Origin of the sequence: Rhodanobacter sp. C05, assembly GCF_002001165.1 — a bacterium.
Classification (GTDB): Bacteria; Pseudomonadota; Gammaproteobacteria; order Xanthomonadales; family Rhodanobacteraceae; genus Rhodanobacter.
Genome location: NZ_MUNQ01000010.1, coordinates 110,254 through 123,799, shown reverse-complemented (window position 1 = coordinate 123,799; position 13,546 = coordinate 110,254). Strand labels below are relative to the sequence as shown.

The following is a 13,546-nucleotide window of genomic DNA, read 5'->3' as shown; positions in this document are numbered from 1 at the left end:
CGTCAGCTCACGGCGGCGTTCAAACACGGAGCCCCGCATGGCCAAGCACAGCGAGCAAGTTCCCGCCGTCATCGCACCGGTCGAACACAACCGGGTGACCCAGGCGATCCTCGATTTCGTCAGCAGGGTGCCGGACAGCAAGGTCGGCAGCAGCAAAGACCCCGCCACCGAGGCACGCCGCCTCGCCCAGCGCGCTGCCCAGCGTGCCGCGCTCACCGCCGGTTCGCTGGCGCTGCCGCCGGGACCACTCGGCTGGCTGACCCTGCTGCCGGAGCTGATCGCGATCTGGAAGATCCAGGGCCAGATGGTCAGCGACATCGCCGCCGCCTATGGCCGCAATCACACCCTGGGCCGTGAACAGATGCTGTGGTGCCTGTTCCGGCACACCGCCGCACAGGCATTCCGCGATCTGGTCGTGCAGATGGGCGATCGACTGGTGTTCCGCCGGATGTCCTACACCGTCGCCCAACGCGTGGCGAAGCAGGTCGGGGTGAAGCTGACCCAGCGCACGGTGAGCGAAGGCCTCTCGCGCTGGCTGCCGGTGATCGGCGCACTCGGTGTCGGCGCCTATGCGTATTACGACACCGGACAGGTCGCCAGCACCGCGATCGCCTTGTTCAGCAGCGACATCGTGATGACCGACGAGAGCGACGCGGTTGCCAAGGAAACCGTCAAACCGGCACCACGCAAGAAAGCGTCGCCGGTGCGCCGCGCGATGGACAAGCTGGTCGACAAGGCGACGACCGGTGCCGCACGCAAGGTCGCCAGTGCCGCGCGCAAGGCCGCGAGCAGGAAACCACGCAAGCCGAAGACGGACTGACTGCCCGCCAGCGGATGACGCACTGCATGCTTTGCGGCAAGCTGTCCGCTGGATCGCTGCAGGAACCGACGCATGAAGCCACGCCATGACCGACCCGTCGCGCTGATCACCGGTGCCGGTCGCCGCGTGGGTGCGGTGATCGCACGCACACTGCACACTGCCGGCTACGATCTGGCATTGCACTACCGTCGTTCCATCGACGACGCGCGCATGCTGGCCGAAGAACTGGAGCAGCAGCGCAGCGGCAGCACCTTGCTGCTGCAGGTCGAACTGGCCGACATCCCTGCACTGCCTACGCTGATCGAGCAGCTATTGGCGCATTACGGCCGGCTCGATGCGCTGGTCAACAACGCCTCGGCGTTCTATCCCACGCCACTGGGCACCGCGACGACGCCGCAGTGGAACGAGTTGTTCGCTTCCAATGCGCAGGCGCCGTTCTTCCTCAGCCAGGCGGCGATACCGGCGCTGCGCGAAGCACGCGGCAGCATCGTCAACCTGCTGGACATCTATGCCGAACGCCCATTGGCGCAGCACACGCTGTACTGCATGGCGAAAGCCGCACAGGCTGCGATGACGCGCTCACTGGCGCTGGAACTGGGCCCCGAGATACGCGTCAACGGCGTGGCTCCCGGCGCTGTGCTGTGGCCCAGCGACGGCAAGCCCTATGCCGACCAGCAGGCGATGCTGGCACGTACTCCGTTGCAACGGGCCGGCTCACCGGACGATGTCGCCGGCGCCGTGTTGTGGCTACTGCGCGACGCGCCGTTTGTCACCGGGCAGGTCATCCGAGTGGACGGTGGCCGCACACTCTCGGTGTGAGTGGCGATCCCTGCATGCAGGAACCGCCACCGATCGTGCTTACTTCTGCTTGCTGCGGAATGCCTGCTCCAGCAGCGCCGGATCGAAACCCACGCTGGCTTCGCCGGATTCCGCATACCGATACAGCGCCGCGGCATAGATGCCGTGCAGCGAAGACTGGATCAGCCCGAGCAAGATAAACCCGAGCACCACCACGACCACGGCAAACACGATCGCCACGATGGATTGCGAGGCGAACGCGCCGCCAATCAGCACGGCGGCCATCAGCACTGCCAGCAACATCAGCAGGCCGAACACCACGCCGATGCCGCCGTTGCCGATCAGGTTCTCGCCCCAGCTGCGCTTGAGCAGCTCCACACTGCGCCTGACCGCATCCACCGGCCCCACATCCTGGCTGGCCAGGATCGGCACCACCAGAAACGTGGCTACGGTCCAGGCCAACCCGAGGAAACCCACCACCAGCCGACCGATCAGGCCGAGGCGCTCCTGGATCATCCGCAGCAGCAAACCGACGGTGGCCGCAATCAACGCGTAACCGAAAATGTGTGGCAGCCGCGAACGGGCCAGCGCAAAACCCGCCGCCACGCTGGTCGGCTCGCCGCGCAGATGCATCAACGCCACACCGGTCAGTGCGGTCTGGAAGAAGATGATCACGAAGTACTGCACCAGATAGAACGCGAACATCAGCAGATACGCGCCCACCGACATGCGCTGATGGAAATCCTGCCCGGCATGCTCTCCACCGATCACCATCACCGCGACCGGTATCAGGAAACTCGCCGCCACCAGCAGCGTGCACAGCCCCGACAACAACGGAAAAACCAGCAATGACTTGTCCGAGCGCAACACCGTCGCGCTCGCCTTCATCAAGGCCCAACTGCGTGCAAATTTTCCAGCCATGTGCGTCGCCCCCGCGTCCGTAGATTGTGTGAAGGTGTCTTTCTAGCACCAGCCATCCACGCGCAACAGTGCGGATTGGCAGTGCAGCCAATCAGTCAGGCAACGGCTCGACGATCAACGGCTCATGTTCCGCCGGAAACACCGCCCACAGCTCAGCCATGCTGAAGCCGCTCAGCGGGTGCCGGAACGCCGGCGCGATATCCGCGATCGGCCGCAACACGAACGCATGCTGCAGTTCCTTGCGCGGAATCTGCAGATGCCCCGGCCCATCGAGCACCAGCGCGTCGTAGAACACGATGTCGATATCCAGCGTGCGATCGGAATAGCGCGGTACGTCACGGCGACGACCATGGCTATCCTCCAGCGCGTGCAACCAGTCGTTAAGCGCCTCGGGCGAAAGCTCGGTATCCAGCCCCACCGCCAGATTGACGAAATCCGCGCCGTCGAAACCCACCGACCGGCTGCGATACGCCGGCGATACCGTGATCGTGCCGAAGCGCTCGCGCAACGCGGCAATCGCCGCAGGCAGATAGCGCCGCGGTTCGAGATTGGAGCCCAGACTCAGGTAGACCCGCGCCATCAGTCCGGCCGCATGCCGCGTTCGATCCGTACTCCGACCGCCTTCGCGCCGCGCACCGCGCCGGGCTTGGACAGCTTCAGGCGAACCCAGCGCACACCAAACTCCTCGCGGATGATCGCCGCACAGCGCTCGGCCAGCGTCTCGACGAGGCCGAAGCTCGACGCGCCCACATAGTCGATCAGGCGCTTGGATACGTCCTTGTAATTCAACGTGAGCGCGATGTCGTCACTGGCCGCCGGGATGGTGTTGTCGAACGCCATCTCGATGTCGAACGACAACGTCTGGCGCACGCGACGCTCCCAGTCGTAGATGCCTATGACGGTATCGATGCGCAGGTCTTCAATGAAAACGATGTCCATGGGGGCGATCACTGGGGTAGTAGCCGCACAGGGTCGGCGAGTACAGGCACAGATGCAAGCCGTCAAATTGAGCAACAGTGGCGACGGCATTCGGCATGCCGATGTTCTGCCGACATACGCTGCACTTGATTTCTTCTGCACGCAATCTGCTTGACAAGAAGAAATCGAAGTATATATTTAACTAATACTTTAATTATATAATTATTCATGGCCGCTGACCGTATCTTCGAAGCTCTTGCCTCGCGCCCACGCCGCGAAATCCTGGCCTATCTGTCGGCGCAGGAACTGACCGCCGGCGAGATCGCGAGCCGCTTCGCAATGAGCGCACCCGCCATCTCGCGACATCTGTCTGTCCTGGATGCAGCCGGCCTGGTCAGCAGCGAGCGCCGCGGACAGTTCATCGTCTACCGGCTCAACAAGGACAGTCTGGTCAACACGCTCACCGGCTTTGCTTTCGAGATCTGCCCGACGGCTGGTCCCCTCAAGCGTGAATCGCGCAAGCTCGCCACGAAGAAACAGGGCGCCTGACCGAGCGAATTCTGCAGGCGACACCACCACTGGTGCCAGGAGCTATTCAATGGCGAACCATGCAAAGGTAGTTCAGACATTTCCATCGGCATGTATTCCCTCCCGATCGGGTGGTCTGCCCGTGGAAGTCTCCTTGATTGCACAGCTCGGCCACGGTTCCGGCGATCACCTGTTTGCCAGTGCGCTGAAACGCCAGCAAGCGCATGAAGACTTTGTTGACGAACTTGATGAGCCATCGGCCCGACTCGGTGGAACGAATCTGCCAAGGGGCGACGCTACCTCGTTGTATTCATTTGCGGTCGGCGCGCATGGCCATCCGTTTCATCGGCATGCCGGCCATCGCGTATTCACCGCTATCTCCGGCAGTGGTGGCGCACAACTTCGCTTCTCCAGTGCAACACCCGAACAGATCGAAGCTGATCCACTGAGCTTTATCCGCGCACTTCATTACATCAACATTCCGCCAGACTGCCTGTTCACTGTGCGCTTCGGCGGCGACACCTGGCATCAGTTCGCACCACTCACGAAAAACGCCTTGCATCCTGCGTTCTTCGCCCTGTCATGCCATACCAACGAGTTGGGTGGCGACCTCCCGGAGCTGGTGCGTGCACAAGTACTGGCTAACGAGGCGAGCATCCCCTCACTCACCATGCTGCTCCCGCCTTGCATCGACGCATTGCTGTGCGACACCCCTGTCGACCATCTCCACATACCAACAACCCATCTGTCGCTTGATGCGCCACCCGGCACCCTGCAAGGTGCCCTGTGCAAGTCCGCGCGTTGTGTTGCCGGCTTGATCCGTGGTGCATGGGCCGGGTGGCGACGCTCGACCGGCTTCCTGTTCGAGAGTGGTGGCAGCCATGCGGTGACCGAACTCGATCACGTCCCCGCAGGTTCGCTGCTATTGCACCAATTGATGAAGGTACCCTGCCATCACGAGGATACGTTCTGCCTTACCCTTACAAACCAGGATCTCGGCACCAGAGAAGCATCCGCTCTGCTCAGCCGCCTGCTGGACGGCTTCCTGAACAGTCCTCCGAGTGGAGTCTCGCGCATGATGGCGCTGCGCAATCTGCTGGTGCGACCAATCGGCTTACGCACCTCGCCACTGGCTTGCCCGGTGTCTTCGCTGTTGTCACACGCAACGAGCAACCTCTTCGATCAACGCTTTCCCGTGCTTGATCAAGCCATTGACCATGACAATGCTCGTGCGCAAGTCGTCCTTGGTGCCGATGACAAGCATCTGATCTTTCGCTCCTGTGTAAGCGTGCACGTGGTGAGCAGCCAGCAAGTGGACATCACGCTCGGCACCCGCGTGCATTGCAAGAATCTGTTCGGCGACGTCTATATGGGAGTGATCGATCTCGTCCATCGCCGTTACATCACACCAACCATGTTGCGCCTGGCCGTCGAGCATGCATTTCCGCGTCAGCAACTAGCCGAAGGCAGGCCTGCAACCGCGTTGTTCTCAGTGCTTCCGACAGCCAACGTGTATTGATGCAATCGTGGACAGTGCGAATCTCGGCACCCGTGCCCGCTTTCGGGCATTCCTTCAAGCGCACCGCATCAGCGAGGGGAACATCATGGCGAAACTGATCGGGCTGTCCGGCAGCCTGCGCACGGCTTCCTTCAATACCGCACTCTTGCGCAGCGCGGCGCGGCTGACGCCGGAAGGCAGCGCGGTCGAGGTGCGCAGCATCCGCGACATTCCGCTGTATGACGGCGACCTTGAAGAAAGCAGCGGCATTCCATCTGCCGTGGCGATCCTGAAGGATGCTGTTGCGGCTGCCGATGGTCTGCTGCTGGTCACGCCCGAGTACAACAATGCGATCCCCGGGGTGTTCAAGAACGCGATCGACTGGATGACGCGCCCGGCATCCGACATTTCCCGGGTGTTCGGCAACAAGCCGATCGCCGTGATCGGCACTTCACCGGGAAATTTCGGCACCCTGCTCAGCCAGAACGCCTGGTTGTCGGTGTTCCGCGCCGTCGGTGCCTCGCCCTGGTTTGGTGGCCGGCTGTTGGTTCCGCATGCCACCCATGTGTTCGATGCGGCTGGGCAACTGGTCGATGCCGGCATCGAGAACCGCCTGCGCGACTTCATGCAGGGTTTCTGCGCCTATGCCGATGGCTACGGCGCTGCGCCAGGCCAATGAACGAAGCAGCCCGACCTGCCTGTCATCCGAGGATTTCCCGATGAGCACGACCCCCACCGTGAATGCCGTCATTGCCGACACGCCCTATACCGTCACGCTGAGCGACGGCCGCGGACATCAATGGCTGAGTGATGAACCGGCCGAGCTGCAGGGTGCCGATGCTGGCCCCGATCCGCATCACCTGCTGCTTTCCAGTCTGGGCGCATGCACCGCGATTACGCTGAAGATGTATGCCGCCCGCAAGGGCTGGCCGCTGACCGGCACTGAAGTCACGCTGCAATTCAACCCGGAAGGCACACCAGCTGCCGGACTCAACCATGTCCAGCGTCGGATCACCCTGCATGGCGAGCTGAGCGTGGAGCAGCGCGAGCGGCTGCTGCAGATCGCCAATGCCTGCCCGATCCACAAGGTGCTGAGCGGTGAGATCCGGATCGCCAGCGTGCTCGATCCCGACGCCTGACGTATCGCATGGCATGCCGTGCACGCCCGGACGGCAGAGATGAGATCATGGTGCATGACTGATTTCCGCACACTCCCGCTCAAACCCGCCCTGCTCGCCAGTGTGGAAACCCTTGGCTACACCACGATGACGCCGGTGCAGGAGCAAAGCCTGCCACCGATGCTGCAGGGGCGCGATGTGATCGCGCAGGCGCAGACCGGCAGCGGCAAGACCGCCGCGTTCGGCCTGAGCCTGCTGCAGTCGCTGGATGTGGACACGATCCGGCTGCAGGCGCTGGTGTTGTGCCCGACCCGCGAGCTGGCCGACCAGGTCAGCAAGGCGATCCGCAAGCTGGCGGCGAACATCCCCAATGTGAAGCTGCTGACCCTGTGCGGCGGGATGCCGCTGGGACCGCAGCTGGCGTCACTGACACATGATCCGCACATCGTGGTCGGCACGCCCGGCCGCGTGCAGGAACATCTGAAGCGGGAAAGCCTGCATGGCGGCGGCATCAAGGTGCTGGTGCTGGACGAGGCCGATCGCATGCTCGACATGGGTTTCAGCGAGGCGATCGACGACATCATCGGACGCATCGCCAAGCACCATCAGACGTTGCTGTTCTCGGCGACGTACCCGGACGAGATCCGCACGGTGAGCCAGCGCGTGCAGAAGAATCCCGTGGAAATCACGGTGGAGGCACCGGTCGAGACGAAGCCGGCGATCGAGCAGCAGTTCGTGGAAGTCGATCCCGTGCAGAAGATCGACGTGCTGGCACAGCTGCTGACCGGCGAACGCGGCCAGCACGCCCTGGTGTTCTGCAACATGCGCAAGGACGTGGATGCGGTGGCGCAGGAACTGGATCGCCGCGGCTACTCTGCGCTCGCCCTGCACGGCGACATGGAGCAACGCGACCGCGACGAAGTGCTGGTGCGCTTCGCCAACCGCAGCTGCGCGGTGCTGGTGGCCACCGACGTCGCCGCGCGCGGCCTGGACATCGTCGCGCTGCCGCTGGTGGTGAGCTACGACATCGCACACGACCCGGATACGCACACGCATCGCATCGGCCGCACCGGCCGCGCCGGGCAGTCGGGGCTGGCGATCACGCTGTGCACCTCACGCGAGCGGCCGAAGGCGGCGAACATCGAGCAGGTGCTGGGCACACCGCTGTCGTGGCGACCGCTGAAGCTTGCCGCACCGCGCGGGAAGACGCTAAACCTCGCGCCAATGAGGACGCTGGTGATCGACGCTGGCCGACAGGACAAGCTGCGCCCCGGCGACATCCTCGGCGCACTCACCGGCGACGCCGGGCTGGACGCGAACGACATCGGCAAGATCGACGTCTTCGCCACCCGCGCCTACGTGGCGATCAGCCGCGCGCTGGCGAACAAGGCGTTGGAACGTTTGCGTGCCGGCAAGATCAAAGGCCGCAACTTCCGTGTGCGTCCGCTCGGCTGAGCAGATCCGGCCCACAATCTTTCATCCAACCCAAAGCCGCCCCGATGACCCGATCGTTCTGCCTGACCCCGATCCTTGCCATCGCGCTGCTGTTGGGCAGCCGCAGTGCGCAGGCGGCTGTGCCGGTATATGGTTACAAGGTCGTACACGTCTACCCGCACGATACGGATGCCTACACTGAAGGCTTGTTCTACAAGGACGGTTATCTCTACGAAAGTACCGGCGAAGCCGGTGAATCCACCGTGCGCAAGGTGGTGCTCGAGACCGGCAAGGTAGTACAGCGCCACGACGTGCCATCGCAGTATTTCGGCGAAGGCATCGTGGACTGGAAGAACCAGCTGGTGCAGCTCACCTGGCAGAGCCAGCTCGGCTTCGTCTACGACCTCGACAGCTTCAGGCAGCTGCGCACGTTCGCCTACCCGGGCGAAGGCTGGGCGCTGACCCGCGACGACCGGCGCATCTACATGAGCGACGGCTCCGCCGTGCTACGCATCCTCGATCCGGAGACGCTGGCCACTATCGGCAGCATCATGGTCACCGCTGACGACGAGCCGGTGACCAACCTCAACGAACTTGAGTGGGTGAAGGGCGAGCTTTACGCCAATGTCTGGCTGACCAACCGCATCGCGCGAATCGATCCCGCTACTGGCCATGTGCTTGGCTGGATCGATCTCAGCGGCCTGCTCGACGTGAGCAAACTTCCCGATCCCGGCAATGACGTGCTCAACGGCATTGCCTACGACGCCAGGCACGATCGCCTGTTCGTCACCGGCAAGCGCTGGCCGAAGTTGTTCGAGATCAAGCTGGTGAAACAGCACGTGCCTTGAGACGCGCCTGCCGGCGCACGACCCCGGCAATCTCGAAGCGCAATGACTGCGGCAACGACGATACGCCGGAGCTGCAAGCGGCAGATTCGCCAACGGCGCGGTGCAAATTCTTGCGTCAACCGCACGCATAACGAAACGTTAGGAAAGACCTTGCCAGTTGTGCTGACGGGCGATTGTGTCTTGCAAGACGACGCTGTTTTGACAAATGAAAGTGCTCTACTACGCAGTGGGGTAACGAACACCCAGGAGATGATCATATGAGTGCCGACACCACGAAAGCAGCCGGACACTCTCACAAAAGACGCGGCGTGCTGATTACGGTGGTCGTCATCATTGTGCTGGTCGCCTTTGTCGTGTTCCATCTCCTCACTGGCAAGAAGGAAAAACCCGGCACGCCGGCGCAAGTGGTAAGCGCGGCCACCGCCACCTTGGGCAACATGCCGGAAATCCTGAGCGAGCCAGGTACGGTGACGCCGATCGCCACCGTCAACGTGCTGCCGCAGTTGAGCGGTTACCTGACGGCGGTCGGTTACCAGGAAGGCCAGGACGTGACGAAGGGGCAGTTCCTCGCCCAGATCGATCCACGCCAGTACGAGATCAACAAGCAACAGGCCCAGGCCCAGGCCGGCAAGGATCAGGCGAGCCTGGCCCAGGCCCATGCCGACCTAGCCCGCTACGCGCAGTTGCATGCGCAGAAGTCGATTGCCGAACAGACCTATGCCGACCAGCAGTTCACGGTCCAGCAGGACGAGGCCGCGGTCAAGGCCGACCTGGCGAACATCGCGCAGTACGATCTCGACATCGCCTATTGCCACATCATCGCGCCGGTGGCCGGGCGGGTCGGCCTGCGCCTGGTCGATCCCGGCAATTACGTCACCCAGTCGACCTCGCCGGGCATCGTGACCATCACCACCATCAAGCCGACCACGGTGCAATTCACGGTGCCGCAGAACTCGCTGAGCCAGGTGCTGAAGCGCTTCAATACTGCCGGCACGAAGCTGCCGGTCACGGTCTATGACAGCGACAACACCACGCAACTGGGTACCGGCGCGCTGTACGCGCTCGGCAACCAGATGGCTACCAGTACCGGTACGGTAACTCTGCGTGCGACGTTCCCCAACGACGACGAGGTGCTGTTCCCGAACGAGTTCGTCAACGTCAAGTTGCTGGTCGATACGCTGCAGAACGCGGTACTGGTGCCGACACCAGCCGTGCAGAGTGGCGCGCCGGGGGATTACGTCTATCTGGTCAACGCCGACCAGACCGTCTCGGTGCACAAGGTGACCCAGGGGCCGAGCGACGGCAAGAACACCGTCATCCTGGCTGGCCTCGCGGCAGGCCAGCAGGTGGTCACGGATGGCATGGACCGCTTGAGCGACGGCGCCAAGGTCAAGATCGCCTCGGCAAAACCGGCCGAGGCTGGCAGCGCACCTGCAGCCGCCTCGTCCTCGGCCAGCCCGCCGCACAAGAGCGGGAAGCGGACGCACGGCTCCGCATCCGCCTCTCAAGCCTCGTAAGCGGCGGGTACATGATCCGATGAACATTTCCCGCCTGTTCGTCCTCAGGCCGGTGGCGACATCGCTGCTGATGATCGCCCTGGTGATGGTGGGCCTGGTCGCGGTGCGCTTTCTGCCGGTGTCGTCACTGCCCGACGTCGACTATCCGACGATCCAGATCCAGACGTTCTATCCGGGCGCCAGCCCCACGGTGATGGCGACCACGGTGACCGCGCCGCTGGAAGTGCAGCTGGGCGAGATCCCCGGCCTGCAGCAGATGACCTCGAACAGTTCGGCCGGGGCTTCGGTCATCACCTTGCAGTTCGACCTGGCGCTCAACCTCGACATCGCCGAACAGAACGTGCAGGAGGCGATCAACGCATCCAACAGCCTGCTGCCCACCGGCCTGCCGGCACCGCCGACCTATGCCAAGGTGAATCCCGCCGACCAGCCGATCCTTACCCTGGCGGTCACCTCCAGCTCGATGTCGCTGCCGCAATTGCAGGATGTTGCCAACAACCGGCTCGGCGCGAAAATCTCCGAAGTGCCGGGCGTCGGTCTGGTCACGCCAGCCGGCGGCAACGTGCCGGCGGTCAGGGTCGAGGCGGACCCGCAGAAACTGGCTGCCTACGGACTCAACATCGACGATCTGCGTTCGCTGATCGCGAACGTCAACGTGAGCCAGCCCAAGGGCAATTTCGACGGCCCGAAACTGGACTACACGATCAACGGCAACGACCAGATCCAGGATCCCGAGGATTACCTGGCCACGGTGATCTCTTACCAGAACGGCGCGCCGGTGTTCCTGCGCGATGTCGCCAGGGTCACTCAGTCCGCACAGAACACCGAGCAAGGCGCGTGGTTCAACAAGACCCAGGCGATCGTGCTGAATGTGCAACGCCAGCCGGGGGCGAACGTGATCGCCACGGTCAACCAGATCATGCAGGAACTGCCGCAGCTGGAATCCACCCTGCCGGCGGGGATGAAGGTCGAGGTGGTTTCCGACAGCACCGGGGTGATCCGTTCGTCGGTGTCCGATGCCGCGTTCGAGCTGGTGCTGGCGATCGTGCTGGTGGTGCTGGTGATCTTCGTGTTCCTGCGCAACATCCCGGCCACGATCATCCCGAGCATTTCCGTACCGGTCTCGCTGATCGGCACGCTGGCGGTGATGTACCAGCTGAACTACTCGATCGACAATCTCTCGCTGATGGCGTTGATCATCGCCACCGGTTTCGTCGTCGACGACTCGATCGTGATGATCGAGAACATCGTGCGTTACCTGGAAGAGGGCAAGACGCCGCTGGAGGCCGCCCTCGAGGGCGCCGGGCAGATCGGCTTCACCATCGTGTCGCTGACCGTCTCGCTGATCGCGGTGCTGATCCCGCTGCTCTTCATGGGCGGCGTGATCGGCCGCCTGTTCAGCGAATTCGCGGTCACCCTGGCGGTGACCATCGTGCTCTCCGGCGTGGTCTCGCTCACCCTGGTGCCGATGCTGTGCGCACGCCTGCTGCGCGCGCAGGCCGATCGGCATCCCAGTCGTTTCGAGCGGATCAGCGAAGGCCTGTTCGACAAGACGCTGGCGGGCTACGAGCGTGGCCTGCGCTTCGTGCTGCGCCATCAGGTGCTGACCCTGGTCATCGCGACGCTCACCGTGGCACTGACCGTGATCTTGTACATCGTCATTCCCAAGGGCCTGTTCCCAACGCAGGACGTGGGCGTGATCCAGGGCATCAGCATCGCCGACAACTCGGTGTCGTACTCCGCGATGGTGGAACGGCAGGCGGCGCTGGCGGAAGCGCTCCTCAAGGATCGGGACGTCACCGGGCTGACCTCGTATGTCGGCATCGACGGCACCAATACCACGCTCAACAACGGCCGCTTCCTGATCAACCTGAAGGCGCGCGACGATCGTTCGTCGACCGCCGCGGAGATCGCCCGGCGCCTGCAGACCGAAGTAGAGAACGTCTCGGGCATCAAGCTGTTCCTGCAGCCCGAACAGGATTTGACCCTCGATACCACGGTGTCGCCGAACCAGTACCAGTTCGTGCTGCGCGGCCCGAGCCAGCAGGCCTTCATGCAATACGTGCCCGCCTTGATTGCACGCATGAAGAAGATCACCTCGATCACCGATGTCACGAGTGATCTGAACAACGACGGCCTCAGCGTGGACGTCGAGGTCAATCGCCAGCTGGCTGCGCGTTATGGCATCACCGCGGCGACGATCGACAACGCGCTCTACGATGCACTGGGCCAGCGCATCGTGTCGACGATCTTCGACCAGTCCAGCCAGTACCGCGTGATCCTGGTCGCCAAGCCCGAGAGCCTGCCGACGGTCGAATCGCTCGGTGACTTGTTCCTGCCCAGCCAGACCAGCAGCAGCGGCCAGGTGCCGCTCAAAGGCATCGCCACCATCAAGGTCACCAAGTCGCCACTGGTGGTCAGCCATCTGGCGCAGTTCCCCGCGGTCACCATCTCGTTCAACCTGGCCAAGGATGCTTCGCTGAGCAAGGCGGTAGACGAGGTCAACCAGGCTGAACAGGCGGTGCAGCTGCCGTCGTCGATCACCTCTTCATTCCAGGGTGCAGCGCAGGCGTTCCAGGACTCGCTGTCCAGCGAGGTCTATCTGCTGATCGCGGCACTCGTCGCGGTCTACATCGTGCTCGGCGTGCTGTACGAGAGCTTCATCCATCCGGTGACGATCCTCTCGACACTGCCATCGGCCGGCATCGGTGCCCTGCTGGCGCTGATGATCGCCGGCAGCGATCTGGACGTGATCGGCATCATCGGCATCGTGCTGTTGATCGGCATCGTCAAGAAGAACGCCATCATGATCGTGGACTTCGCGCTCGAGGCCGAACGTGAGCACGGCAAGCCACCAGCGGAGGCGATCTTCGAAGCCTCGCTGCTGCGCTTCCGGCCGATCCTGATGACGACGCTGGCGGCGATGCTCGGCGCATTGCCGATGCTGCTCGGCAGCGGCACCGGTTCGGAGCTGCGCCGGCCGCTCGGCCTGGCCATCATCGGCGGTCTGGCCTTCAGCCAGGTATTGACCCTGTTCACCACGCCGGTGATCTATCTGTTCTTTGACCGCCTGGCGCAGCGCTTCCAGCGCAAGCGCCCCGGATCGCCGACCGAGCGGGCGACCGAGCAAGCGCCGTGAGCATGCC

General features: G+C 63.3%; 13 protein-coding genes. 10 read left to right on the top strand and 3 right to left on the bottom strand.

The genetic code is table 11. The features are described from left to right. Positions 1–37 precede the first annotated feature (37 nt). Positions 38–820 (top strand): hypothetical protein, encoded by a 783-nt coding sequence (locus tag B0E51_RS10465; protein WP_077444849.1) that lies wholly within the window; start codon positions 38–40, stop codon positions 818–820. Between the two features lie 72 nt (positions 821–892). Further along, entirely contained in the window at positions 893–1,639 is a 747-nt protein-coding gene (locus tag B0E51_RS10460) for a pteridine reductase (RefSeq protein WP_077444848.1), read from the top strand. A 39-nt stretch (positions 1,640–1,678) separates the two neighbouring features. Here B0E51_RS10460 and B0E51_RS10455 read toward each other — a convergent pair whose 3' ends face one another. From B0E51_RS10455 to folB, 3 genes are all read right to left on the bottom strand, one after another. Continuing rightward, positions 1,679–2,539, bottom strand: coding sequence for a DUF6159 family protein (locus tag B0E51_RS10455; protein WP_077444847.1), 861 nt, complete (start codon positions 2,537–2,539; stop codon positions 1,679–1,681). A 91-nt stretch (positions 2,540–2,630) separates the two neighbouring features. Continuing rightward, entirely contained in the window at positions 2,631–3,119 is a 489-nt protein-coding gene (gene folK / locus B0E51_RS10450; protein WP_077444846.1) for a 2-amino-4-hydroxy-6-hydroxymethyldihydropteridine diphosphokinase, read from the bottom strand. Continuing rightward, complete coding sequence (gene folB, locus B0E51_RS10445) at positions 3,119–3,478, bottom strand: dihydroneopterin aldolase (protein ID WP_077444845.1); 360 nt, start codon at positions 3,476–3,478, stop codon at positions 3,119–3,121. Before folB ends, folK begins: the two co-directional genes overlap by 1 nt. Positions 3,479–3,685: 207 nt before the next feature. Between folB and B0E51_RS10440 the strand changes: the two genes are divergently transcribed. The 8 genes from B0E51_RS10440 to B0E51_RS10405 all read left to right on the top strand — a co-directional run bounded on the left by B0E51_RS10440 (position 3,686) and on the right by B0E51_RS10405 (position 13,539). Further along, on the top strand, positions 3,686–4,006 hold the full coding sequence (locus tag B0E51_RS10440; protein ID WP_077444844.1) for a metalloregulator ArsR/SmtB family transcription factor: 321 nt from the start codon (positions 3,686–3,688) through the stop codon (positions 4,004–4,006). 121 nt (positions 4,007–4,127) lie between these two features. Further along, positions 4,128–5,504, top strand: coding sequence for a DUF2867 domain-containing protein (locus tag B0E51_RS10435; RefSeq protein ID WP_254424495.1), 1,377 nt, complete (start codon positions 4,128–4,130; stop codon positions 5,502–5,504). Positions 5,505–5,589: 85 nt separating this feature from the next. After that, positions 5,590–6,162 carry an NADPH-dependent FMN reductase gene (locus tag B0E51_RS10430; protein ID WP_077445001.1) on the top strand — a complete coding sequence of 191 codons (573 nt, stop codon included), beginning with the start codon at positions 5,590–5,592 and terminating at the stop codon, positions 6,160–6,162. A gap of 40 nt (positions 6,163–6,202) precedes the next feature. After that, positions 6,203–6,622, top strand: a complete 420-nt coding sequence (locus B0E51_RS10425; RefSeq protein ID WP_077445000.1) for an OsmC family protein — start codon at positions 6,203–6,205, stop codon at positions 6,620–6,622. Between the two features lie 54 nt (positions 6,623–6,676). Beyond that, the gene (gene dbpA, locus B0E51_RS10420) at positions 6,677–8,056 is read left to right on the top strand and encodes an ATP-dependent RNA helicase DbpA (RefSeq protein WP_077444842.1); all 1,380 of its coding nucleotides are present in this window, start codon (positions 6,677–6,679) and stop codon (positions 8,054–8,056) included. 44 nt (positions 8,057–8,100) lie between these two features. Further along, the gene (locus tag B0E51_RS10415; RefSeq protein WP_077444841.1) at positions 8,101–8,883 is read left to right on the top strand and encodes a glutaminyl-peptide cyclotransferase; all 783 of its coding nucleotides are present in this window, start codon (positions 8,101–8,103) and stop codon (positions 8,881–8,883) included. Between the two features lie 257 nt (positions 8,884–9,140). Continuing rightward, on the top strand, positions 9,141–10,400 hold the full coding sequence (locus tag B0E51_RS10410; RefSeq protein ID WP_077444840.1) for an efflux RND transporter periplasmic adaptor subunit: 1,260 nt from the start codon (positions 9,141–9,143) through the stop codon (positions 10,398–10,400). A 19-nt stretch (positions 10,401–10,419) separates the two neighbouring features. Continuing rightward, entirely contained in the window at positions 10,420–13,539 is a 3,120-nt protein-coding gene (locus tag B0E51_RS10405; protein ID WP_077444839.1) for an efflux RND transporter permease subunit, read from the top strand. Positions 13,540–13,546 lie beyond the last annotated feature (7 nt).